The organism is Thiomicrospira sp. R3 (genome assembly GCF_029581415.1).
Lineage (GTDB): Bacteria > Pseudomonadota > Gammaproteobacteria > Thiomicrospirales > Thiomicrospiraceae > Thiomicrospira.
The window spans coordinates 1833241-1856975 of the sequence record NZ_CP121121.1; the positions used below are offsets into that span (position 1 = coordinate 1833241).

At 43.7% G+C, this 23735-nt stretch carries 21 protein-coding genes; 11 read left to right on the forward strand and 10 right to left on the reverse strand.

From position 1 onward, the window contains the following. Positions 1-15 precede the first annotated feature (15 nt). Together P8S55_RS09385 and P8S55_RS09390 are read right to left on the reverse strand one after the other, a co-directional pair. On the reverse strand, positions 16-2433 hold the full coding sequence (locus P8S55_RS09385) for a glycogen/starch/alpha-glucan phosphorylase (protein WP_289223947.1): 2418 nt from the start codon (positions 2431-2433) through the stop codon (positions 16-18). Between the two features lie 176 nt (positions 2434-2609). Then, entirely contained in the window at positions 2610-3662 is a 1053-nt protein-coding gene (locus P8S55_RS09390; protein ID WP_289223948.1) for a glycosyltransferase family 4 protein, read from the reverse strand. Positions 3663-3820: 158 nt separating this feature from the next. On the opposite strand from P8S55_RS09390, the gene P8S55_RS09395 reads away from it, so the two are divergent. Next, a complete protein-coding gene (locus tag P8S55_RS09395; protein WP_289223949.1) occupies positions 3821-4675 on the forward strand; it encodes a UDP-2,3-diacylglucosamine diphosphatase in 855 nt (284 codons plus the stop codon). Between the two features lie 6 nt (positions 4676-4681). Here the strand turns inward: P8S55_RS09395 and olsF are convergent, their stop codons facing one another. Next, on the reverse strand, positions 4682-6406 hold the full coding sequence (gene olsF / locus P8S55_RS09400; protein WP_289223950.1) for a bifunctional ornithine lipid synthase OlsF: 1725 nt from the start codon (positions 6404-6406) through the stop codon (positions 4682-4684). A gap of 158 nt (positions 6407-6564) precedes the next feature. Between olsF and dusA the strand changes: the two genes are divergently transcribed. The 4 genes from dusA to arsC are packed head-to-tail and all read left to right on the forward strand — an operon-like array spanning position 6565 to position 9852. Then, positions 6565-7650: a tRNA dihydrouridine(20/20a) synthase DusA gene (dusA, locus tag P8S55_RS09405; protein WP_503010315.1), complete on the forward strand. Its 1086-nt coding sequence runs from the start codon at positions 6565-6567 to the stop codon at positions 7648-7650. After that, the gene (xseA, locus tag P8S55_RS09410) at positions 7637-9247 is read left to right on the forward strand and encodes an exodeoxyribonuclease VII large subunit (protein ID WP_289223951.1); all 1611 of its coding nucleotides are present in this window, start codon (positions 7637-7639) and stop codon (positions 9245-9247) included. The genes dusA and xseA overlap by 14 nt, the downstream gene beginning before the upstream one ends. Beyond that, positions 9244-9465, forward strand: a complete 222-nt coding sequence (xseB, locus tag P8S55_RS09415; protein WP_289223952.1) for an exodeoxyribonuclease VII small subunit — start codon at positions 9244-9246, stop codon at positions 9463-9465. Before xseA ends, xseB begins: the two co-directional genes overlap by 4 nt. A 12-nt stretch (positions 9466-9477) precedes the next feature. Next, on the forward strand, positions 9478-9852 hold the full coding sequence (gene arsC, locus P8S55_RS09420) for an arsenate reductase (glutaredoxin) (RefSeq protein ID WP_289223953.1): 375 nt from the start codon (positions 9478-9480) through the stop codon (positions 9850-9852). 171 nt (positions 9853-10023) lie between these two features. Here arsC and P8S55_RS09425 read toward each other — a convergent pair whose 3' ends face one another. From P8S55_RS09425 to P8S55_RS09435, 3 genes are read right to left on the reverse strand one after another with little or no spacing between them, the layout of a single operon-like run. Beyond that, on the reverse strand, positions 10024-10878 hold the full coding sequence (locus tag P8S55_RS09425; protein ID WP_289223954.1) for a M23 family metallopeptidase: 855 nt from the start codon (positions 10876-10878) through the stop codon (positions 10024-10026). An 11-nt stretch (positions 10879-10889) separates the two neighbouring features. Continuing rightward, positions 10890-11318: a ribonuclease HI gene (gene rnhA, locus P8S55_RS09430; protein ID WP_289225330.1), complete on the reverse strand. Its 429-nt coding sequence runs from the start codon at positions 11316-11318 to the stop codon at positions 10890-10892. 28 nt (positions 11319-11346) lie between these two features. Beyond that, complete coding sequence (locus P8S55_RS09435; RefSeq protein ID WP_289223955.1) at positions 11347-12132, reverse strand: class I SAM-dependent methyltransferase; 786 nt, start codon at positions 12130-12132, stop codon at positions 11347-11349. Positions 12133-12263: 131 nt separating this feature from the next. Between P8S55_RS09435 and gloB the strand changes: the two genes are divergently transcribed. Genes gloB through P8S55_RS09450 form a run of 3 tightly spaced genes read left to right on the forward strand, consistent with a single transcriptional unit; the run spans position 12264 to position 16816 of the window. Further along, a complete protein-coding gene (gene gloB, locus P8S55_RS09440) occupies positions 12264-13055 on the forward strand; it encodes a hydroxyacylglutathione hydrolase (RefSeq protein WP_289223956.1) in 792 nt (263 codons plus the stop codon). Further along, the gene (locus P8S55_RS09445) at positions 13045-14865 is read left to right on the forward strand and encodes a LysM peptidoglycan-binding domain-containing protein (RefSeq protein WP_289223957.1); all 1821 of its coding nucleotides are present in this window, start codon (positions 13045-13047) and stop codon (positions 14863-14865) included. The genes gloB and P8S55_RS09445 overlap by 11 nt, the downstream gene beginning before the upstream one ends. 22 nt (positions 14866-14887) lie before the next feature. Next, positions 14888-16816: a lytic transglycosylase domain-containing protein gene (locus P8S55_RS09450; protein ID WP_289223958.1), complete on the forward strand. Its 1929-nt coding sequence runs from the start codon at positions 14888-14890 to the stop codon at positions 16814-16816. A gap of 198 nt (positions 16817-17014) precedes the next feature. Here the strand turns inward: P8S55_RS09450 and cysS are convergent, their stop codons facing one another. Then, positions 17015-18385 carry a cysteine--tRNA ligase gene (gene cysS / locus P8S55_RS09455; RefSeq protein ID WP_289223959.1) on the reverse strand — a complete coding sequence of 457 codons (1371 nt, stop codon included), beginning with the start codon at positions 18383-18385 and terminating at the stop codon, positions 17015-17017. A gap of 21 nt (positions 18386-18406) precedes the next feature. After that, a complete protein-coding gene (glnS, locus tag P8S55_RS09460) occupies positions 18407-20077 on the reverse strand; it encodes a glutamine--tRNA ligase (protein WP_289223960.1) in 1671 nt (556 codons plus the stop codon). A gap of 130 nt (positions 20078-20207) precedes the next feature. Here glnS and P8S55_RS09465 point away from each other — a divergent pair, with 130 nt between their 5' ends. Genes P8S55_RS09465 through P8S55_RS09475 form a run of 3 tightly spaced genes read left to right on the forward strand, consistent with a single transcriptional unit; the run spans position 20208 to position 22079 of the window. Next, positions 20208-20792, forward strand: coding sequence for a peptidylprolyl isomerase (locus P8S55_RS09465; protein ID WP_289223961.1), 585 nt, complete (start codon positions 20208-20210; stop codon positions 20790-20792). 37 nt (positions 20793-20829) lie between these two features. Further along, positions 20830-21333: a peptidylprolyl isomerase gene (locus P8S55_RS09470; RefSeq protein WP_289223962.1), complete on the forward strand. Its 504-nt coding sequence runs from the start codon at positions 20830-20832 to the stop codon at positions 21331-21333. Positions 21334-21338: 5 nt separating this feature from the next. Next, positions 21339-22079 carry a UDP-2,3-diacylglucosamine diphosphatase gene (locus tag P8S55_RS09475; RefSeq protein WP_289223963.1) on the forward strand — a complete coding sequence of 247 codons (741 nt, stop codon included), beginning with the start codon at positions 21339-21341 and terminating at the stop codon, positions 22077-22079. On the opposite strand, the gene P8S55_RS09480 is transcribed toward P8S55_RS09475, so the two are convergent. Both P8S55_RS09480 and P8S55_RS09485 read right to left on the reverse strand, forming a co-directional pair. Next, positions 22069-23367 carry a dicarboxylate/amino acid:cation symporter gene (locus P8S55_RS09480; protein WP_289223964.1) on the reverse strand — a complete coding sequence of 433 codons (1299 nt, stop codon included), beginning with the start codon at positions 23365-23367 and terminating at the stop codon, positions 22069-22071. The two genes, P8S55_RS09475 and P8S55_RS09480, sit on opposite strands and share 11 nt — an antisense overlap. Positions 23368-23428: 61 nt before the next feature. Then, positions 23429-23725: a rhodanese-like domain-containing protein gene (locus tag P8S55_RS09485; RefSeq protein ID WP_289223965.1), complete on the reverse strand. Its 297-nt coding sequence runs from the start codon at positions 23723-23725 to the stop codon at positions 23429-23431. Positions 23726-23735: the final 10 nt, after the last annotated feature.

Here is a 23735-nt window from a genome sequence, read left to right on the forward strand (position 1 = left end):
ATAAAACGTGTTTTTTTAGCTAAGCTTCCAAATATCCTTGTTGTACTCTTTTATTGTACGATCAGCGGAAAAACAACTGCTGCGAGCGCAGTTTAGCAAACTCATTTTTGACCATTTTTCTTGATCAAGATAGGTTTTGGCCGCCAAGGCTTGCGCATCAATGTAACTACGAAAGTCAGCTAGTGTCTTCCAGGGATCTGAAGGATCTTTTAAAGAGTCCAGCAGGGGGTTAAACAACCCAGGTTCAAACAGATTAAAATGACCAACCTCAAGGAGTTGCATTACGGCTTTAAGATCGCGATCTTGGTTGATCAGCATCTGGGGTTGGTAATGACCGGCTAGAGCCTGTATTTGAGGGGCTTCTAAACCAAACAAGAAAAAGTTGTCTTGACCCACGGCCTCTAAAATTTCAACATTGGCTCCGTCGAGTGTGCCAATAGTTAGTGCACCGTTCATCATAAACTTCATGTTGCCTGTCCCTGAGGCCTCTTTGCCTGCGGTGGAAATTTGTTCTGATAAATCGGTAGCAGGGCAGATCATTTCCATGGCAGAAACGCGATAATCAGGGTAAAAAACCACTTTTAATTTATCGCCAACATCCTGGTCTTTGTTAATGATTTCAGCCAGGTTGTTGATCAATTTGATAGTGAGTTTAGCCATCCAATACCCTGGCGCCGCTTTTCCGCCAAAAATAACAACACGATTCGTCCAGTTCTCAGTGTGTCCATTTTTTATTTGAATATAAAGATGGATAAGATGAAGCACATTTAAAAGTTGACGTTTATACTCATGAATCCGTTTTACTTGAACATCAAACATAGCTTGAATATCAAGCTCAATCCCGGTTTCTTTGGTCAGGTAATCAGCAAGTCGTTGTTTATTATTTTGTTTTATCCTACGCCAATGCGCTAAAAACGAAGCGTCATTTTGATAGGTTTCCAGGTGCTTTAGCTCATTTAAATCGCTAAGCCAGTGCGTGCCGAGTGTTTCATTGATGAGGTTGCGTAGTTCAGGGTTTACCGCAGCAATCCAACGTCGCGGCGTGACTCCGTTGGTCTTATTGTTAAATTTATGCGGCCAAAGTTGATAAAACGAGTTAAAAATCTTGTTTTTTAACAGCTCTGAATGCAACGCCGCAACCCCATTAACTGAAAAACTACCAACAATGGCAAGATGCGCCATTCTGATCGTGCCATTGTCATCAATAATTGATAATTCACGTTGTTTGTCAAGATCTCCAGGCCATTTATAGGAAACCTTAACCAAGAAATGGCGATTAATTTCTTCAATTATCTCAAGTGGACGCGGAAGTAATTGACGCATTAAACTTTGCGGCCATGCTTCTAGGGCTTCTGGCAACAAGGTGTGATTGGTATAGGCCATAGTTTGGCTAACGATTAACCAGGCCTGCTGCCAATCAAGCTGGTAGCGGTCTATTAGCAGACGCATTAATTCAGCAACGGCTAAGCTTGGATGGGTATCGTTGAGTTGAAATACATTAGATTGAGCAAACTGAGTAAAGTCCTGACCGTGTTTTTTAACCCAATGTATAAGCACATCCTGTAAGCTGGCGGAGACCAAGAAATATTGCTGTCGTAATCTTAGTGATTTACCATTCTCATTACTGTCGTTTGGATAAAGCACCATAGTGATGTTTTTAGCCTTGTTTTTTTCTGCCACGGCTTCAAAATAGGAGCCAGCATTAAAATCATCTAGCTTGAAGGCTTCAGTAGCATTAGCATCCCAAAGTCTAAGAGTATTCACCGTGCCATTTCTGTAACCCACAATAGGTACATCAAACGGAACCGCTAACACTTCTTCATCTGGCTGCCAGGTGATTATTAAACGCCCAGTATCAGGATCTTTTTGAGCCCAACTGTGACCTCCAAATTTTACTTTACAAGTGTATTCTTTACGGTTAATTTCCCAGGGGTAACTATTAAAATCAAGCCAGCAATCAGGCGTTTCAATTTGATGTCCGTTTCTAATCAATTGACGAAATAGTCCATATTCATAACGCAAACCATAACCTGTGACCGGTAGATCTAAGCTAGCACAACTGTCCATAAAACAGGCTGCAAGCCGACCGAGTCCACCATTACCCAGACCGGCATCCATTTCGGCTTGTTGAATTTCTTCAAGCGATAAACCAAGTTCGTTAAATGCTTGGGTGACCTCATTTTCAATCCCAAGGTTTTGCACATTATTTATTAACGAACGGCCAATTAAAAACTCCATTGACAGATAGTAAGCATGGCGCTGGGTTTGATGGTGATGACGATGTAGCGTTTCACGCCAAGCGGGCATTAAATGATCTCGAATTGCCATGGCAACGGCACGGTTATAGTCTTGTTTAGTGGTAAAACGTCGGTCAAGTTGATTTTGAAGATAATGAAGTAAACTTGTCTTCAAATCAGTGTGTTCGTTGTTCATGTTAGCCTCCGTCCAGCGTAAAATTTATTGAAGAAACTTATAAAGACCATTGGTTAAGGTAAAACAGCTTTTTTGCTGGCGCGGTTCTGAGTTAACGTTTGCGCATTGGTTTGCATAATGGGTCGGTTTAAATTTTGTAGAGAAGGGCGGATAAAAACCAGCTGCCTATTTTTAAGTTACATTCTGTTGGAGGTTTCATCGTTATTTTGCTCACTCGGTGCAATAAATGCGAGATGATTCAAAAAGGCATGGGAGACTTCGGACCAATCATAGTGTGCGACACTCGGTGCGATCCCATCACGATCAAGCCCTAAGGCTTCTTCCACCGCGTCTTCAAGATCTTCACTTAATGCTCCATTAAGTCCATGAGTAATAATATCTATTGGGCCGGTCACCGGAAAGGCAGCCACAGGCGTTCCGCAGGCCATGGCTTCAATATTGACTAAACCAAATGTATCTGTCAGAGAAGGAAAAACCATCACGTCTGAGCTTGCATAATACTGTGCTAGTTCTTGACCCGTTTTGACGCCAATAAAATGGGCATGGGTATAGCGCTTTTGTAAATGTAATTTAGCTGGGCCATCACCAATTAATAGCTTGGTACCTGCAATAGGTAGGTTTAAAAAGGCTTCTAGATTCTTTTCTACCGCTATGCGGCCAACATAAAGCAAAATAGGCTTGGGATAGGGTAGCTCAATGGCTTGCGTTGGGTTAAAAACAGTTTGATCGACGCCCCGACTCATCATCACAAGATTATTAAAACCTCGAACGGTGAGTTCAGTCAAAATAGCCTGTGCTGGAACAAATGTACGTTGAGCAGCCTGATGAAAGTGGGCGAGTAATTGATACGTCCATTTTGCTGGGATAGGAAAACGCTGACGCAGATACTCAGGGTATTTAGTGTGATACGCTGTAGTAAAAGCGACCTTATTTTTTATTGCCCACCGCCGCGCTCGCCAACCTAAGCTGCCCTCTGTAGCAATATGTAACGCATCGGGTTGAAATTGTTCAATACGCTGTTCAAGATTTTTAGCTTGCCATACAATTGGGATTTCACGGTAAGTCGGTAAGCCAAAAAAGTGATAGTCATAGGGGTGCATAACATCGACCTCAATGCCTGTCTTTTGTAGGTGTTGCACCAGCTGAAACAAAGTCGTGACCACACCATTCACTTGAGGCTGCCAAGCATCGGTAACCAGGGTAAGACGTTTTATAGGGTAAGTATTCATATTGATCTTGATCGAGTCCTTTTAAGTATTGATGTTAAAGGGTTTATATGAACTATTTGTGACATGCAGGCAAGGTCATAAAAGCTTCATTTTGTCGTCATGCCGACTTCATCAATAAACTCTAGTATGTATTGAAGTTGATAAGGTGAGACTGAAATATGGCTAAACAGATGCCTAAAATACCTGCATGGATGCAGGATATTGAAACGCCGATTGAACAAGCAGAGCATACTCCAGTAAAAGTAAGGACTATTTGGATTTCAGATGTGCATCTCGGATCGAAAGGTGCGAAAGCCGATGAACTCGCCGATTTTCTTAAAACCTATAATTGCGATACCTTATTTTTAGTTGGCGACATCATTGATGGTTGGCGGATGCGAAAAAAAGTGTTTTGGCCTCAAGCCCATACCAATGTGGTGCGCAGAATTTTAACCCGTGCGAAACGCGGTACTCGCGTGATATATGTTACGGGCAATCACGACGATATTATGCGTCGCTATTCGGGGATAGAGTTCGGCAATATCTTACTCACCGACGACTATATTTTTACCCTCAAAAATGGTCAGAAACTTTGGGTAATCCATGGCGACCAATTTGATGGCGTGGTTCAATGCCATCGTTGGTTAGCCTTTTTGGGTGACTGGGCTTATGAAACCGTATTAACGATAAACCGTTGGTTTAATGCTGCTCGTCGTCGGTTAGGCTTTGGTTACTGGTCGTTATCGGCCTACTTAAAATACAAGGTCAAAAGAGCAGTTAACTTTATTAGCGACTTTGAACAGGCGGTTGCTAAAGCAGCCAGCCAAAAACAGGTTCAAGGGGTAGTCTGTGGGCATATTCATCACCCTGAAATTCGCCAATTTGATTATGGCGTCACCTATTATAACTGTGGAGATTGGGTGGAATCACTTAGTGCGTTAATTGAAGATGAGCAGGGCGAAATTCACCTTATTCGCTGGTCAAGTGAAACCCAAGACCAAAGCGAAACCCAAGAGGTTCTGCAAGAGACTTAACTTTTTTCATGGTTGGGTTTTGATATAACGCAGTCTTTTCTTTGCTTTTATCTTGTCAAGCTCAACCATAATTAAACTATCAATACAATGACCAAAATCCGCATCAACGCTAAATGCAATAAAGTGACAGCCCTGCTCATCGCATAACTCACTGTATTGTTTGTATAGTGTGGGAACTTTAACGCCCAGTTGGTCGAGTTGATGGTTTAAGCGTTTAAAGCAGGTAGCATAGTCTTGGGTAAAATCTGCTTCTACTTGATTTTGAGTTTCGTCGCTCAGCAGGTAAGGACGTTTGGCCTGAGCCAAGTGCTGCCAAGAACCAAACTGTTGCTGATAGAAGCCTATTAATTTTTGCTTGGCTTGCTCAGGGTAGCCAGCACTCAGGCTGACGGGTCCAAACAGATATTTAACCTCAGGGTGTGCAGCGATGTAGGCGCCTATGCCATACCACAAATAATCTAAACTGCGTAGCCCCCAATAACGTGGTTGAACAAAACTGCGTCCCAATTCAATCGATTGGGGTAGGTAGTCATTAAGCGCCTCACTAAAGCTAAATAGGCTGTGGGTGTAAAACCCAGCTTTGCCCTTATTTTTCAGTATTTTTTGACTTTCGCCTATTCGATAAGCGCCGACAATATCAAGATTTTCTTCATCCCATAAAATTAAATGACGATAATAGCTATCGTATTTGTCTAGGTCGAGCGAACCGCCTGTGCCTTCTTCAACGGTTCTAAAGGTGAGTTCACGTAAGCGGCCGATTTCGTGCATCACTGCCGAGTCGTCTTCGTAGTCATAGAGGTATATGATTTTTCCATCCGCTGTTTGCCCCAGTTTTTCGGCTTTTTTTAAGGCATTTTTTAAGGCTTTTCGATCAACTGGATACGCCACCGTCATCTCACCATCAAACAAGGGCGATTTTGCCATTTTCTTTGTATTATTAAGACGATATAGGTGCTTCCTAAAACGCGCTGCAAGCTCTTTTTCGTCTAAATTAAGCCCTTGAGTGGATTTGTAGCTTATCGGTTTGCCAATATGGAAAGCGATTTCTTTATCATCCTTGTTAAACATTTCTTGAATTAATAGTGCGGTACCCAATGGCTTGTAAATGGCAGATAAGCTATAGAATAAGGCCGAGTTTCGTGCCTCAATAAAAATGGGTAAAATAGGGGATTTGGTTTTTTGTGCTAAACGAATAAATCCGGTTTTCCATTTACCATCGCGCACCCCATTCGGTCGGATGCGGGATACCTCACCTGCCGGAAAAATGATGATGGCCTCATTGTTCTCTAATGCGGCTAACATGGTTTTGTATTGAGTTTTATGTGATACCTTACCCGACAGATTATCTACGGGAATAAATAACGACCGAATGGGATCGAGTTGAGTGAGTAAATCATTGGCAACAATCCGCACATCAGGGCGCACTGCACGCACCATTTTCAGTAAAGCAAGCCCGTCGAGTGAGCCAATAGGATGGTTGGCGACAATAATGACGCGTCCTTCAGAAGGAATATGCCCTAGTTCGCGTGAACTGAGTTGATAACTAAAGTTAAAATGGTCTAAAACCTTATCTAAAAACGCAAAACCACGCAGGTGTTGATGGGTGTCGATAAACTGATTAATTTCATCTTGATGAGTGAGTGCTTTAAGTAATTTAATCATTAACTTAGCACCGGGTTTTTTATTAAATTCTGGAAAACGATCTTCCAAGGTCTTTTCTAGGTTTAGCATGAGTCATCTCATCGGTAAATAATCCTTATTGTGAACCTTAAGCATGACGCCTTAATGACACTTGGTTTGCGCTTTTATGACAGTGCGCCCCGGCATCCCTATGAAATCTTAAGGCTAACTTGTATAATTCTAACGTTTAACTTTTTACAGGACTAAATGTGACTCCATTGATCAATACAGGCTCGACCCAGAAAGCCTTAACCAAAGGCTTAACCAGCGCAAGCGGCTTTGCGGTGGCGCCGATGCTCGATTGGACGGATAAGCATTGTCGTGTGTTTCATCGACAATTCACCAAGCAGGCCTGGTTGTATTCTGAAATGGTGACCACCGGTGCGTTGATCTATGGTAACAACTTGCCTCGTTTTTTAGGTCATGATCCGATAGACGCACCGGTTGTTTTGCAACTGGGTGGGAGTGATCCTGCTGATTTAGCTACCTGTGCTCAGTTTGGTGAGCAATGGGGTTATAGTGAAATTAACTTGAACGTCGGTTGTCCGAGTGATCGGGTCCAAAATAATCTTATCGGTGCCTGTTTGATGGGTCATCCTAAGCTTGTTGCTGAAGGGGTAGGCGCGATGAAGTCAGCGGTATCGATTCCTGTTACGGTTAAGTGTCGTATTGGTATTGATGATCAAGAAGATCTGCAAACGCTGATCGAGTTTGTGGGCGGCTTGGTTGAAGCAGGCGTGGATGGGGTGATTATTCACGCACGCAAGGCGTGGTTGCAAGGGCTTTCACCCAAAGAAAATCGTGATGTACCGCCGCTTAATTACGCTTGGGTGCATCTGGTCAAGCAAGCCTTTCCTCAATTAGAAACTTCCGTAAACGGCGGCATAAAAACACCCCAAGCAGGCCTGGTACATCTTGATACCTATGAGAATTTGGCGCCAGTTGATGGCGTTATGTTAGGGCGTGCGGTGTACGAACAACCTTTTTTATTAGCCCAAGTGGATTCACTTTATTATGGGGCTCCGCCCAGTGCGCTTAGCCGTCAGCAGGTGTTAACTCAGCTTTATCCTTACATAGAGTCCCATCTAACTCAAGGCGGACGGTTAAGTCATATTACCCGTCATATGATGGGATTGTTCCACGGGTGTGGTGGTGGACGATTATGGCGACGTTATTTATCCGAACACGCCTGTCAACCCAATGCGGGCATTGAGGTGGTTGAGCAAGCCTATCAAATTATTGCACACGAAATTCAGCGCAAAGCCGAGTATGAGGCCAGTCATGCTGTATCTTGAGGTTCCGTTTGCTCAAAAAGAAATAGCCAAACAGCAGGGCGCACGTTGGGACCCGCTGAAAAAAAAATGGTATGTTCCCGATGTGGAAAGCGTTGATTTAACGCTGTTTCAGGCCTGGTTGCCGCAAACTCAATCCGGCGCACAAATTGACTTGTTGGACCAAGCCGTTCCTAACCCATCGACTGAAAAAAATAGCCTTAGTTTGAGTCAGCTGTTAAATGAAGTGCACGTTAAATTACAGGCACAGTTTTCTCAAGCCATTTGGGTCAGAGCTGAAATTGCTAATCTGAACGAACGTCGTGGCCATATTTATCTGGAGTTGAGTGAAAACAACGATCAAGGGCAGGCTTTGGCCAGCTGTCGTGCGATGATTTGGGCATCCAGTACAGATAAACTCTTAACTCAATTTGAAAAAATTACCGGTAGCTCCCTGAAAGACGGACAAAAAGTGTTGGTTCAGGTACAGGTTAATTTCCATGAAAAGTTTGGGTTTTCTTTGGTTATACAGGATATCGACCCCAGTTTTACCCTAGGTGAAATTGAAGCGAATCTAATCGCTATCCGCGAAAAACTGATTAAAGAAGGCATTTATCACGCCAATAAGCGGCTTGTTATGCCCCAAGATTTTTTTCGTGTTGCGGTGATCTCACCGCCTAATGCAGCCGGATTAGGCGATTTTCGTGCGGAAGCGGATGGCCTTCAGGCGCATCAGTTATGTGAGTTTGTGTATTTTCACAGCGCGTTTCAAGGTGACCAGGTGCGTGATGAGCTTCTCGCTGCTCTTAGGGCGTTCAACGCTATCCATCAAAAACAGCCGTTTGATGCCTTGGTTATTATCCGTGGTGGGGGCGCAAAACTGGATTTAAACCCACTCAATCAATACGAACTGGCCCAGGCCCTAACCGCAATACCGATTCCGGTGTTAACCGGTATTGGGCATGAACGCGATAACACCATTCTTGATGAAGTAGCGCATACACGGTTTGACACCCCCAGCAAAGTGATTTATGGCATTAGCCAACGTATTAGCCAACACGCCAAGCAAGCCAAGGATAATTGGTTACAAATTGAAAGTGGGGCGCTGCAACGCTTTCATAGCGCCCGTGCCAACTTAAATCAATTAAAACAACGTCTTGAAAATAATCAATCACGCAGCTTGCTCTATTGGCAACACCAGCTTTCACCTCTATTCACGCAGATTCAATCAAAAAGCCAACAGCATCTTGCGCTCAACAAAGTTCATTTAGATGCGCTTGCACAGCAAATACAGCGACAAGCTAGGCTACCGCTTTCACGTTTAAAGTCTAAGCTTTTAGAGCAACAGCACCAGATACAATGCAACGCAAAAAAAGCCGTTATCTATTACCGTCAGCAAAGCCAACAAACATTAAGTTTTATCTTGAGTTCAGGTCCACAAACCCAGCTAAAACGTGGCTTTGCATTGGCAAAAACACAAGACAACCAACCCATTAGTTCAGCAAAGCAGGCTCTAAAACTGGATAGGTTTAAGCTAGCGTTCGCTGATGGCGATCTTCAGGTCTGTCCGGTAAAAACACCCTCTCAAATTCAAGCCAACAAGGAACCCCTTAAACCATGAGCAAAACCACAAAAGCTGAGAGTTTTAAAGAAAACTACGCCAAATTACAGCAGATAGCGAATCAATTAACCCAAACCGATGAGGTGGATATTGATCAACTTGTACCGATGGTGGATGAAGCCAGTCGCGCGTATCAAATCTGTAAGTCACGGCTGGATGCAGTGGAAGCGGCATTAAGCCAGCGTTTAGATCAAGAGGAAAACAACGACAAAATTTAATGAGAAGTGATTATGTCTAAAAAGAATACCAAACACGCAAAAATTTATCACAACCCAAAATGTTCAAAAAGCCGTGGCGCGTTACAAATCTTAAACCAAAAGGGGTTTCAGGTTGAAGAAATTCGTTATCTAGAGCAACCGCCATCCGTTGAGGCGTTAACCGAAGTTTGTAGCTTACTGGGTTGTAAACCAACGGACATTATTCGTAGCGACGAAGTGTTATTTCAAGCGATGGGCTTTAATCTTAACGATGAGCGTGATGACCAGGCCTGGTTGGCAATACTCAGTCAACATCCTAAGTTCATTCAGCGTCCGATAGTTGTTATTAATAACAAAGCGGTGATTGCAAGACCTGCAGAGCGGATTCATGAAATTCTAAAGAATTAAATCGAGAAGCTATAAAAATCGAAAAATTGATGGTGGGGTAAGGTGGTTACATATGTCAATTATCCAATTTAACATAATATACATTATGCGAAGTTAACTAGGGGGTGAAAAAGGGATAATCAGGCCAAGATTACAACCAGGCCTGCTTAACCCTTTGGTTGACTCGTTAACTTAGTCATCCCAAATAACCTGATTGTTTTGAATACGTGCACCGCGAGCCAAGGTGCGATCAAGGTTGAATAATAAAGCAGGATCTAATCGAACATCAAACCAGCTCATGCCCCAGTGTAAATGAGGCCCGGTCGCACGTCCGGTTGCCCCCATAGTTGCAATCAACTGACCTTGCTCAACTTGATCACCCAAAGCGACCAATATCTCCTCTAAATGCATAAAATCAGATCGCAATCCGTAGCCATGATCAATAAACAAAGTGTTACCACTGAGTTCCATTGATTCTGCAAGCGTTACTTCGCCTGCAGCGGGCGCATAAATCGGAGTGCCGGTCGCTTCAGCGATATCCACGCCAAAATGTGGACGACGTGGATGACCATTTAAAACACGCTGACTACCATACACCCCCGTCACCCAACCCTCAGCAGGCCAAATAAATCCGCCTAAAAAATAAGGCGTGGGTAAGTCAATTTTTCGAGCCTCAACCGCTTTACGGCCATCTTCACGAATTTTTGCCAAGGTTGCCTCATCAGGCGTAACATGCCTAGCAGGCAAACCATCAATCCGTTGAATAATATAATCACGTTGTGCAATCGACAACTTATGCTCGGTTACCTGGCCCTGTTTATTGGTCACAATCAATGTTTTTTGGGGCTTGGCATCACGTGAAAAAGCAATCAATGCCCGCCCGTCGTTATCGGCAGTTAAAGTCCGCTGTTCAAAGTGTATTTGACTATTAGGCTCGACAATAAGCTGAACCCAATTACCCTGAACCAGCTCACCCTTGATTTCTAATGCATTTACATTGACCGAAAACACCATCACTAAACCCAATGCCCAATATTTTTTCAACATGTTTAATCCTTTTATGTTTGTGCTAATAACTCATCAATCGCCCGGTTAGCTAATTGATCGACACGTTCATTTTCAGCATGCCCACTATGACCTTTAACCCAGCGCCATTCGACCTGGTGTCCAGCCATTGCGGCTTCTAATCGTTGCCATAAGTCTTGGTTTTTAACAGGCTTGTTATTCGCGGTTTTCCAACCTCGTTTTTTCCAATTCGTCAGCCATTGCGTAATACCGTTTTTAACATACTGAGAATCCGTGGTGATAATCGCTTGACATGGACGTTTAAGTGCTTCAAACGCACTAATCGCCGCCATCAATTCCATCCGGTTATTTGTGGTATCGGCTTCAAAGCCTTTCAGCTCTTTTTCAATCTGATTAAAGCGTAATAATGCACCCCAACCTCCTGGCCCAGGATTTCCCTTACATCCACCATCCGTAAACATTTCTACTAGCTGTTTCAATCAGTTACCCTTATTGTACATCTTGTTTGTTAACTATTTTATGCTGCTCACAGGATGCAGCCACGCGCCCCTTATTGGATAAGGGTAACCAGTTTGCCAATTTCCAATCTAGACCAACGGGCTTTGGCGTAATATCACGTTTTTTCGCCACGATAATATAAACATTACCAAAATGAATACCTACCTTGTCCAGCCACCGTTCAAAGCGTTCTATAGTGTTCCAAAACCAACTGTCGAGCCGACCTTTACGGTTAGCCAGGCAAGAAATTGGGCCATGTTTAGCCACTTTTATTTCATAACCGAGCAGGTTGAGCCAATCAATAATACGGTGCATGTTAATAAAATGTGCCTTGCGCAAATCTTTACGTGCTGAACCCAGTCGGCTTCGTAAAACAGTGCAGCCAATCGAATTAAACCCGGTTATAACTAACGCGCCTTCAGACCTTAAAATCGAGTCAACTTGGCGTACAAGATGATAGGGGTCAGGTACTGATTCAAGGGTATGAGGCATGACAATCACATCAACGCTTTCAGCTTTAAAAGGCAGAAAGTCTAAGTTAGCAACCACTAACTGCTCTGCCGTAAAAAGTGCTTGATCATCAATAATGATTTTATTTTTAATTCGACTTGTACTCAAAATACCTGATGATGAAATATGACCTATTTGCAACAAGTAATAACCAAACAAGCGTGCTAGTTCTTTTTCAACCAAATCGCGTTCTTGTGCAAATAAAGCCGCACCAACACGCGAAGAAAACCATTCTCTTAAAAAAGCTTGAAATCGATGAGTTTGCACAATTTTCCTTAAAACACGCTGTGTTTTTTTTGATAAACCATGAGGTTAAAGGTACAATGCTAAAAATTATTTTTTAACATTGTAACAACCAGGCCTGGTTATGCCTAGCCTCAAACGTAAAAACAAAACTTATGAGCCTCACTATTCATCCCATACATGCCTTAGCAGATAACTATATCTGGCTAATAGAATCCAATAAGCAGGCCTGGGTAGTAGACCCGGGCGAAGCTGAACCTGTGTTGGCTCGTTTAGCGCATTTAAACCTCAATCTAGCCGGAATCCTGTTAACCCATCACCATTACGATCATACCGACGGTGTAGAAAAGTTGCTAAAAAACTACCCAGAATCAAGTGTTTATGCGAGTTGTTTAATGCAAAAACCCTACATTACTGATCGAGTCGCTGAGGGTGGCAAACTATTCATTGCCAATAGTTGTTTTCAGGTTATTGAAACGCCCGGCCATACTTTAGATCACATTGCCTTTTATAATGACCAAGTCTTATTCTGCGGTGACACCTTGTTTAGCGGTGGATGTGGACGGGTATTTGAAGGAACGGCCCAGCAAATGACCGACTCTTTACTCAAGCTGCGCGCCCTACCCGATTCACTCCATGTTTATTGTGGCCACGAATATACCCTCAGTAACATGAATTTCGCCAACCTAGCAGAACCAGACAATATTGAGATCCAACAACGTCTTGATCAAGTGCGTGCACAGCGCCGCCAAAACCAAGACTGTGTGCCCTCATTGTTGAGCCTTGAAAAAAAGACCAATCCATTTATGCGATTTGACCTTGAGCCGCTTGCTGGGCGATTAACTAGCCGAGAACAAGCTTCAAATCTCACTGAGAGCGACTTATTTGCTAGCTGTCGTGCCTGGAAAGATCAGCTCGATAAAACAGGTGAACTCGATGTCATTTAATAAGGATAAAAAACCATTGAACCCACGTATTTTATTATTACCCGCTTTTTTAATGGGTAGCCTTATATTGTCAGGTTGTCAAACCAGTCTACCGCTTATTAAATCAGATAGATCGAGCCCATCTATTAGTGAATCTGTGGAGCAACGCCAAGATCAACAGCGGGCCGAACATGCTCAACACTATCTGGCAAGAACCGAACAACTCAATCTTGAAGAGCTGGCTTTTGACCAACTCATAAAACAACAAAGCCAAGCTATGCCGTTTGAACTAGAACCGGATACACCCTATGAAAACCTGTGGGATGAGCTAGCTTCAAATTTCCAATTAATGGAAAGTCATCAAGACCTTTTTCAAGAGTATATCGCTTTTTATTTAAATAACCCACGTCACCTTGAGCGGATTTCTGTAAGAGCTAGTCCTTATCTGTACTTTATATATGATGCGATTAATGAACGTGGCATGCCTTATGAACTGGCTATGTTGCCGATAATTGAAAGTGCATTTTATCCCTATGCTCGCTCCAATATGAGCGCGGTAGGACTTTGGCAATTTATTCCATCCACCGGACGCATGTTTGAGTTACATCAAAACTGGTGGTTTGATGGTCGTCAGGACATTTATCTAAGTACCCATGCGGCGCTTGATTACTTAGAAACCCTCTATGACCGAAATAACCAAGACTGGTTTTTAGCGCTAGCCTCCTATAACGCAGGTTATGGTCGTATTTTACAAGCCACAGCCAGATTAAAACGCGCTAATCCGAATGCCGAAATCAATTATTGGTCAATCCGCCCTTACTTACCCGCTGAAACCCGTCACTATGTCCCACAGCTGCTTGCTGTTAGCTATCTAATAAAAAACAGAGAAAAGTATAATCTTACTATTGAACCCATTCAGAATGAACCTTATCTCGCATTGGTTGAGTTGGACCGTCAAATTGACTTGAACCAGGCCGCTAAAATGGCAGGGGTGTCGAACGAGTTGCTTAAACATCTCAATCCAGGTTATTTAAAAACCGTTACACCACCAGAAGGCCCGCATCACTTGTTTTTACCGATCAATAACCTTGCTAAATTTAACCAAAATTTAGCAAATAACAGTCGTTTATTTGATATAAAATGGGCGCGTCATGAAATTAGGCAGGGTGATACACTAGGCGCTATTGCATTACGTTATGGAACATCGATTGACGAAATTAGACGGTTGAATAATATTCATGGCAACACCATTCGAGCAGGACGAACGCTACTGATTCCGATTCCAGCAAACGAAACACCAAGAACGCTTTTAGCGCAGAATACTGCAAGCACAAGCACACCGAGCCGAAGTGCATCCAATCCAAATGCCCACCGTCACCAGGTTGCACGTGGCGAGTCCTTATCCGTGATCGCCCAACAATATGGCGTCAGCATTAATGACATAATTAAATGGAATAATCTAAACCCTAGACAGCCACTACAAATTGCGCAAACCTTAGAAATTAGACAGGGTAAAATTGGCCATAAAATTGAACATCAGGTACGCGAAGGTGAAAGTCTATGGGTGATAGCAAGGCGTTATAACGTAACCGTAAACGAACTGCTTAACTGGAATCGTCTATCCAATGCGAGCTTAATCCGCCCAGGAACAAAACTCGATATTTGGCAAGCCGGACCCAATAACATTTACACCGTCCGCAGAGGCGATACTATTTGGGATATCGCACGTAATTACAATATCACTAGCAACGACTTAATGCGTTATAACAATATGAATCAAAATCAGTTTCTACGCCCGGGACAAGTATTGCGTATTCCTGGAAGAAGTTAAGTTTTACGTGACATAGGAGCGTATGTTAAAAAAAATTTCTATATTAAAACAACTGTTTATATTGTTTGTTTTAATGCCAACTTTAACGCTAGCTAACCAAACGCTTCAACAAAAAGACTTCCTAGCGGGCGTGGAATATCTTAAAAATGCTGACCGTGTTAATGCCAGTCTTATTCGCACAAGATTGGACGGTCACCCACTCCAACCTATTTTTATATACCAAGATATTATTCGAAACTTAGATAGTACCTCATCGATCGTCATTAAGGGGTTTATTGATCAAAATCGCCATCTAGCCATATCAGACCGTCTTTACCAACAATGGTTAAGTCATCTTGCCCAAACACAGCAATGGTCTGCTTTTATGCAATACAGTGAGTCAGCTGAATTTACAGGCCAGGATTTCCAGTGTTGGCGTTATCAAGCAAAAATAAATCAACAACCGCAAGCGCTAATTATCTCAGACGTTCGAGACCTATGGCTTGACCAACTTACACCAACCGACGCATGCCAACCCCTTGAAAACTACCTGCTTAAAACGAAACAATTACCTGGCTGGCTTATTTGGCAAAAAATTGAACATGCATTTCAAGCCAATCAAGTTGACGTTGCCAGGTTACTGGCTAATCATTTATCCAGAGTTGATCGCCAAGCGGTTCATCAATGGATTGAATTTCATACCCATCCTGAAAAACTCATCACCGAACTTCCTAGCCTCGATTCCGCTTTTATAAATAGAAAAATATTTTTACATAGTTTAAGTCGATTAGCGAACCAACAGCCTGAAACAGCTAGCCAGCTTTTAGACTTGCATCAGCAGCGTTATAGCATCCGGACGGATGAAAGGTTAGCGATTCAGCGCACCATCAGTCTTCGATTAGCCTTTCGTTATGATGAAAAAGCCCAATACTTCTTACAAAACTATAACCAACAATCTGCCGACCAAGATACGCTGCGTTGGCAGGCACAAGTTGCACTGCGTCAGTCAGACTGGCGCAGTTTATACCAAGCAATACAAATGATGGATTTGGCTGAGCAGCGCTCCACTAAATGGCAATATTGGCAAGCTAGATCCTTAGCTCAGCTCAATCAGCCGGAACAAGCTCACTTCATTTATAAACAACTCGCCAACGAACGCAGCTATTATGGTTTTTTAGCCTCCGACCAACTTGCACAGCCCTACAACCTTAAAAGCCAAGCCCTTTCTACACCTGAACAGCTCGCCAGAGTTCAAAACAAATACCCCGCACTCGACTTAATAGAAAACCTACTAGCGATTGGCTGGCGAGTGAATGCCAGTCGAGAATGGAGGCATCTGTTACAAACGGCAGATGAACAAGATTTAACCGCCATTGCTCAAATAGCGCATCAATGGCAAGCCTATGTTTTTAGTTTTCAAGCCTTAGCCCAGGGAAAACAATGGGACTTACTCGAACTCAGGTTTCCAACGCCTTATCAGCAACTGGTTATGCAAAATGCAGAAAAAAACAAACTTGATCCTGCCTGGATTTATAGCATCATCAGGAGAGAAAGCGCTTATCAAACGGATATCCGCTCATCTGCAGGTGCAGTGGGTTTAATGCAGCTAAGACCCACTACAGCACGCTATATAGGCCAAAAACGTGGTTTTTCAAGGCAAACCTACCAAAATCTTACCGATGCCCAGTCTAATATTGAATTAGGCTCTGCTTATCTACACTACCTAATGGAAAAATTTGATGGCCATAGTGTTAAGGCAACCGCAGCCTATAACGCCGGACCAAGACGAGTGAATGATTGGCTTCCTCACCATGCCCCACTTGACGCCGACCAGTGGATTGATGCCATTCCTTTCAATGAAACAAGAAAGTATGTAAAAGCGGTACTCGAGCATCAAATCATTTTTTCAGCTCTGCTTAACCAAGAGAAGGTAAGACTGTCCTTTCTCATGCCACCAATAAACGCTAGATAAATTTTAGGCATAAAAAAACCCGACTCAAGGCCGGGCTTAAAATTATCTTTTATAAAGATAACTAAAGGAGGATACTCATGAAGAAACATGAATAGCCTCCATTATATTAAGCTCCCACCAAAGTGTCAAGTAAATTTATGCCAGTATAAGTTAAATCTATGCCCTCCTGGTGGCCAGGTCTTCAGTAGGGGCTTGAGCTTATATTCGACGCCAAGTTGTCCTTTCTTTGCTATCGAGTAACTCGATGCCTTGCGCCAATAACTCATCACGTATTTCATCAGAACGCGCCCAATTTTTATCGGTGCGAGCTTGAGTGCGTTGCGCTATTAAATCCGCAATCGCCTGATCACTCAACCCCTGCGCTTGGCCGACTTGGTTTTTAAAGAAAGCCTCTGGGGTTTCAGTCAATAACCCTAAACGGTTTGCTAGGCTTTGCAGCAAAGCCACCAGGCCTGGTTGTTGCGTTTTATTGACCTCTTTGATCAGTTCAAACAACACCGCCATCGCTTGTGGGGTATTAAAATCATCATCCATGGCCTCGTTAAATTTAGCTTCAAATTCAGTACCTTCTGCTACCAGGCCTGGTTCCGAAGCTTGCAGCGCGGTGTATAAACGCGCAAGATTGGTTTTGGCAATGTCTAGGTTTTCAATCGTGTAGTTTAACGGGCTGCGGTAATGGCTCGACAACAAGAAATAACGAATCACTTCAGGGTGATAGTCTTTGAGCACTTCACGAATCGTGAAAAAGTTATTCAGCGACTTGGACATCTTTTCGTTGTCCACACGCACAAAGCCAACATGCATCCAGGTATTAACATAATGTTCGCCATGCGCACTTTCCGATTGCGCGATTTCGTTTTCATGGTGGGGGAACTGCAAATCCATCCCGCCACCATGAATATCCAAACGCTCGCCAATGCACGAACCCGACATGGCCGAACATTCAATATGCCAACCCGGTCTACCCTGCCCCCAAGCCGAATCCCAAGCGGGTTCGTTTGCTTTGGAGGCTTTCCACAATACAAAATCCATCGGGTCTTGTTTATGCGGATTCACTTCGACCCGCGCACCCGCTTCCAGCTCGTCTTGCTTTTTACCGGACAAACGGCCGTAAGAATCAAAGGATTTCACCTTGAAATAGACATCGCCATTATCCGCTGCATAAGCATGACCTTTGTCGATGAGGGTTTTCACTAGCTGTTGGATTTCCGGGATAAAATCAGTCGCTTTGGGTTCAATATCTGGGCGCAAAATATTCAACGCGGTTTCATCTTCGTGCATGGCGCTGATAAAACGTTCGGTGAGGCTTTGAACCGATTCTTGGTTTTCAAAAGCACGGTTAATAATCTTGTCGTCTATGTCGGTGATATTGCGCACATACTTCACCTCTAGCCCAAGTGCACGCATATGGCGCACCACCGTATCAAACACCACCATCACCCGCGCATGGCCGATATGGCAATAGTCATACACCGTAACGCCACAGACATACATGCCCACTTTGCCGGGCACAATCGGTTTAAATGCGTCTTTCTGACGGGTTTCGGTATTGTAAATATGTAAATTCATAAGTTGTCCAATAAATAAAGGTTAGCTCGCGTTTTCGCTCCAGGTGTCGCGTAGGCCGACGGTGCGGTTAAACACCAGGCCTGGTAAGGTGTTGTCACGACAGAAATAGCCTTCGCGCTCAAACTGATAGGCCAATTCTTTTTGCGCATCCACCAGGCCTGGTTCCACATAACCTTTTTTAATCACTAACGAATCCGGGTTTAATACCGCTTCAAAATCCTCAGCCTTGGCAGGGTTAGGTACGCTAAACAAGCGATCATACAAATGAAACTCAGCAGGCACGGCTTTACTAGCCTCAACCCAATGAATAACACCCTTAACTTTACGACCATCAGCTGGGTTTTTGCCTAGCGTTTCTGGATCATAGCTACAGTAAATTGTTTTTAGTTCGCCATTTTCGTCGTTTTCAAAACGCTCGGCTTTGATGATATAGGCATTACGCAAACGTACTTCTTTGCCTAATATCAAGCGTTTGAAATGCTTATTTGCTTCTTCACGGAAATCATCACGATCAATATAGAGCTCACGACTAAAGAAAATCTCGCGCTTACCCATCGCCTCATTTTGCGGATGGAGCGGGGCTTGAATCGATTCAATCTGACCTTCAGGGTAGTTTTCAATCACCACTTTCAGCGGATTCAGCACCGCCATGGAACGCGGTGCATGGACATTCAAATCATCACGCACGGCGGCTTCCAAAATCGACATTTCAGTAAAACTATCGACTTTACTAATTCCAATCCGTTCCGCAAAGTCGCGCAAAGAGGCTGGCGTAAAACCACGGCGACGCAAACCAGAAATCGTTGGCATGCGCGGGTCATCCCAACCCGTCACTAATTTATCATCCACCAACTGATGCAGCTTACGCTTGGACATCACGGTGTATTCCAAGTTCAAGCGCGAGAACTCATACTGACGCGGACGCGTAGCATTGGGCAGGGTAATATTGTCTAAAATCCAGTCATATAACCGACGGTTATCCTGAAACTCTAGGGTACACAACGAATGGGTCACCGCCTCAATCGCATCAGAAATACAATGCGCAAAGTCATACATTGGGTAGATACACCAGGTATCGCCGGTTTGGTGGTGATTTTGGAAACGCACCCGATACAAAATCGGGTCGCGCATACACATAATCGGCGAGCTCATATCTATCTTGGCACGCAACACACACTCGCCCTCTTTAAAGCCCCCCGCGCGCATTTTTTCAAACAACTTACGGTTTTCAGCTGGCGGGGTATCACGATAAGGACTGGGTTTGCCCCCTTCAGTCAGGGTGCCGCGGTACTCGCGCTGTTGATCCGCGCTCAAAAAGCACACATAAGCCAAGCCCTTATCCACCAGCTCAAGCGCATAGTGAAAAAACTGTTCAAAATAACTTGAGCTATAACGAATCTCGCCCGACCACTCAAAGCCTAACCACCTTACATCACGCTGAATCGAGTCCACATATTCCAGGTCTTCTTTGGCGGGATTGGTGTCATCAAAACGCAAGTTACATTGCCCGTTATAATCAAGCGCCAAGCCAAAATTTAAGCAAATAGATTTTGCATGACCAATATGTAAGTAGCCATTGGGTTCAGGCGGAAAACGGGTTTGAATCTGTTGATGCAACCCGGATGCTAAGTCTTCATCAATAATATTTCGAATAAAATGGGTGGCGCGATCGCCCGTTTCAGCATGACTCATCGACTCTGTCCGTTGTTAATTGAATTAATTAAATATTATAGCATTCAACATCCTCGCTAGTGATACTGTTCCTTGTATCCAATAACAATGTTAAAATAATCGCGAATTTTAATATCAAAGGCGAATTAACATGAAAACAACCCCCTCTCGTTTAGTTCTTAGTCTGACCCTGTTTATTGGCCTGTTCTTCAGCAGTTTTATCCTTAAGGCTGATAACCCTCAGGTTCTGATTGAAACCAATAAAGGCTCAATGATTATCGAACTCTACCCAAACGAAGCGCCCCTATCGGTTGAAAACTTCTTAAATTATGTTAACAGTGGCTATTATGACGGCACTATTTTTCATCGCGTCATTGGTAACTTTATGATCCAAGGCGGTGGTTTTGAAGCCGATTTCAAACGCAAACCTACCCATGCACCGATTCAAAATGAGGCGGATAATGGCCTGCAAAACCGAATTGGCACGATAGCCATGGCGCGTACCAATGACCCCCATTCAGCGACCTCCCAATTTTTTATTAATGTTGCCAATAATAACTCACTCGACTTTCGTGAAAAAACTCCACGCGCATGGGGCTATGCCGTATTTGGTCGCGTCACTGACGGAATGCGTACCGTAAATACGATTCGAACCGTACCGACCACCAGTCAAAATGGGCATCAAGATGTTCCCGTGGAGCCGGTGATTATTGAGCGTGCAAGACAAATTAAATAACCAGACTTTAAACCACTTTAAAAAGGAAAATACATACATGACACAGGTTACCTTTCACACCAGCATGGGCGATATAAAAATTGAAGTTGACCATGAAAATGCACCGCTAACCGCAGAAAACTTTGTAAAGTATGCCGAAGAGGGATTTTATAACGGCACAATTTTCCATCGTATTATTCCCAGCTTTGTTGTCCAGGGCGGTGGGCTTGTGGCTGGAATGGAAGAAAAACCTAATCGTGATTCGATCAAAAATGAAGCAGACAATGGCCTTAAAAACCTAAAAGGTTCGCTGTCAATGGCGCGAACCATGGACCCCAATTCAGCAACATCGCAATTTTTTATCAACCTAAAAGACAATGATTTTCTGGATCACACCAGCAAAGATGTGCATGGTTGGGGTTATGCCGTTTTTGCCAAGATTGTGGAAGGTATGGAGGTCGTTCAAGCCATGGCCAAGGTTGAAACCACCAACCGCCAAGGCCATCAAGATGTGCCAAGAGAAGACATTACCATTGAAAACACCACGGTTCAAACGGTATAACGCGTTTGGCTAAACCCTGCTATATACTGGCTGATGTTCACCTTCAGCCAGACACTCAACACCCCATCAATCAAGCCTTTCGATCGTTTTTAACCCTATGGGCCTCTCAAGCAGATGCTATTTACCTACTCGGTGACTTATTTGAAGCCTGGGTCGGTGATGATCTTGGACTCGAAACCTATGCCCAAGATATTGGCGCGATTAAAGCCTTGAGCCAGCAAGGCGTACAGGTGTTTATCGGCACAGGGAACCGTGACTTTTTACTCAAAAAAGCCTTTTACCGCGCCACGCAGTCGCAAGCGCTTGATGACATCAGTATCCAAACTATACAGGGTACCGACTTTATATTGTTGCACGGTGACCAACTTTGCACTGACGACCTGCAATACCAAAAAATGCGTCGATGGTTTCATAATCCGCTTATTCAGTGGCTTTTTTTAAAACTACCAAAAACCCAACGCAATAAAATTGGCCAACAACTCCGCGCAAAATCAGCTACCTATTCACAGCAAAAACCACAACAAATTATGGATGTTTCAAACCAAGCTGTAGAAACCTTACTGAACAAACACCCAAATATCGAACACCTTGTTCACGGCCATACTCATCGCCCGGCGATTCATCACCTTGAAATAAACGAGCAAACAAAAACAAGATGGGTACTGGGTGATTGGCGGCCCGAAGCCCGCATTCTAAAAATAGAAAACGGACAACCAGGCCTGGTGCCCTTTAATATTAAGGATTAACCTTGGTTTCACCAGACTGTTTAGATAAGGCTTCCATAGGTTTAAGTAAATTCAACTCCCCTTCCGAGCGCGCAATAATCACCGCGCCCACTGAGTCGCTAAATATATTCACCGAGGTGCGCATCATATCCAACAAGCGATCAACGACTAACAAAATACCTAAGGCCTCGATCGGCAAACCGACCGCCAATAAAATGACACTAATCGCAACCAAACTGGCCGAAGGTATCCCCGCAACGCCAATTGACGTCGCCAACGCTAAAATCACCACCAATAACTGCTGTGTCCAAGTTAAGTCCACCCCAAACAACTGCGCAATAAACAAAACCGCCACACATTCATACAAAGCCGTACCATTCATGTTGACCGTCGCACCCAAGGGTAAAACAAAACTGGTAACCCGGTTCGACACACCGGCACGTTGTTCGACATTCGACAACGTAACCGGTAAGGTTGCCGACGAAGAACTGGTTGAAAAAGAAGTTAACAATGCCGGAAACATGGCTTTGTAATGCAACCATGGATTCTGGATTTTGCCAACATACTTCAACAGCAAAGACATCACAACAAAAAAATGCAACGCTAAGGCTAAGCTTACCGTCAAAAAGAACCAAGCCAAATTACCAAACTGCTCAAACCCGGTGCGCGCCACCGACGCAGCCACCAAACCAAATACCCCATAAGGGGCAAACTTCATCACCAAAGCGGTAATCTTCATCATTACATCAAAAATAGCCTGCCAAAAATCATGCATCACTTCTCGAGGCCGACCGGTTAATTGCGTCATAAAGAAACCAAACAAAATACTGAAAAAAATCAGTCCCAACATTTGCATTTCGACGGCGGCCTTAAAAATATTATCAGGAATCATGCGGATAAAGATTTCAGCAATATCCCCCATCCCCTTGCCTTCCACCGCGCTCATTAACTGCGCATTGGTTTCAATGACCGGCGCTTGCGTCTGTCCTGCACCCGGCTGAATAATATTGACCAAAGCCAAACCAATCAAAATTGCGATTAATCCGGTTGCGGCATAATAACTCAAGGTTTTCAAACCCAATCGACTAAAGCCCTGTTGGCCCCCAATATTACTCACGCCTAAAATAATCGCAGACACTACCAGCGGAATGACAATCATTTTTAGTGCGTTTAAAAATAGCGTGCCAATAAAATCGTAGATGGCGACCCAACTGATTCCCACAACCGTCGCGCTAACACCGGTTGCACTACCCATAATAGCCGCCAGCCCCAAAGCAATAAGAATTTGCCAATGTAAAGCGAGTTTCATGTTATTTACTCCTAGCTTAGAAATGAAAAAACGCCAAAGGCGCTTTAAAACACGAATGGAATTAAATGTCAGGACACTGATACCAAGCCATCGACGGCCCAAGATTATGCACGCTAGCAAAACCTTGCCCCATTAAAATCTGTTGCGCCATATACGAGCGCTGACCCGAACGACAAAACACGACAACCGGCAAGGATTTATTTAGCTTTTGAGCCGCTACCTGATCAATTTCATGCAACGGAATATTTATCGACCCAGGAATAGGTTCCATCATAAATTCCTGCGGGGTACGCACATCAACGAGCTGACCTTGATGGTCTTTTATTAAAGCCTTTGCTTGCTCACAAGGGATAAACATGCACATCTCC

Excerpts from the sequence above, each read along its gene's own strand:
- P8S55_RS09385 (WP_289223947.1), bottom strand. The coding sequence starts at position 2,433 with ATGAACAACGAACACACTGATTTGAAGACAAGTTTACTTCATTATCTT.
- P8S55_RS09390 (WP_289223948.1), bottom strand. The coding sequence starts at position 3,662 with ATGAATACTTACCCTATAAAACGTCTTACCCTGGTTACCGATGCTTGG.
- P8S55_RS09395 (WP_289223949.1), top strand. The coding sequence starts at position 3,821 with ATGGCTAAACAGATGCCTAAAATACCTGCATGGATGCAGGATATTGAA.
- olsF (WP_289223950.1), bottom strand. The coding sequence starts at position 6,406 with ATGCTAAACCTAGAAAAGACCTTGGAAGATCGTTTTCCAGAATTTAAT.
- xseA (WP_289223951.1), top strand. The coding sequence starts at position 7,637 with ATGCTGTATCTTGAGGTTCCGTTTGCTCAAAAAGAAATAGCCAAACAG.
- xseB (WP_289223952.1), top strand. The coding sequence starts at position 9,244 with ATGAGCAAAACCACAAAAGCTGAGAGTTTTAAAGAAAACTACGCCAAA.
- arsC (WP_289223953.1), top strand. The coding sequence starts at position 9,478 with ATGTCTAAAAAGAATACCAAACACGCAAAAATTTATCACAACCCAAAA.
- P8S55_RS09425 (WP_289223954.1), bottom strand. The coding sequence starts at position 10,878 with ATGTTGAAAAAATATTGGGCATTGGGTTTAGTGATGGTGTTTTCGGTC.
- rnhA (WP_289225330.1), bottom strand. The coding sequence starts at position 11,318 with ATGTTTACGGATGGTGGATGTAAGGGAAATCCTGGGCCAGGAGGTTGG.
- gloB (WP_289223956.1), top strand. The coding sequence starts at position 12,264 with ATGAGCCTCACTATTCATCCCATACATGCCTTAGCAGATAACTATATC.
- P8S55_RS09445 (WP_289223957.1), top strand. The coding sequence starts at position 13,045 with ATGTCATTTAATAAGGATAAAAAACCATTGAACCCACGTATTTTATTA.
- P8S55_RS09450 (WP_289223958.1), top strand. The coding sequence starts at position 14,888 with ATGTTAAAAAAAATTTCTATATTAAAACAACTGTTTATATTGTTTGTT.
- cysS (WP_289223959.1), bottom strand. The coding sequence starts at position 18,385 with ATGAATTTACATATTTACAATACCGAAACCCGTCAGAAAGACGCATTT.
- glnS (WP_289223960.1), bottom strand. The coding sequence starts at position 20,077 with ATGAGTCATGCTGAAACGGGCGATCGCGCCACCCATTTTATTCGAAAT.
- P8S55_RS09465 (WP_289223961.1), top strand. The coding sequence starts at position 20,208 with ATGAAAACAACCCCCTCTCGTTTAGTTCTTAGTCTGACCCTGTTTATT.
- P8S55_RS09470 (WP_289223962.1), top strand. The coding sequence starts at position 20,830 with ATGACACAGGTTACCTTTCACACCAGCATGGGCGATATAAAAATTGAA.
- P8S55_RS09480 (WP_289223964.1), bottom strand. The coding sequence starts at position 23,367 with ATGAAACTCGCTTTACATTGGCAAATTCTTATTGCTTTGGGGCTGGCG.
- P8S55_RS09485 (WP_289223965.1), bottom strand. The coding sequence starts at position 23,725 with ATGTTTATCCCTTGTGAGCAAGCAAAGGCTTTAATAAAAGACCATCAA.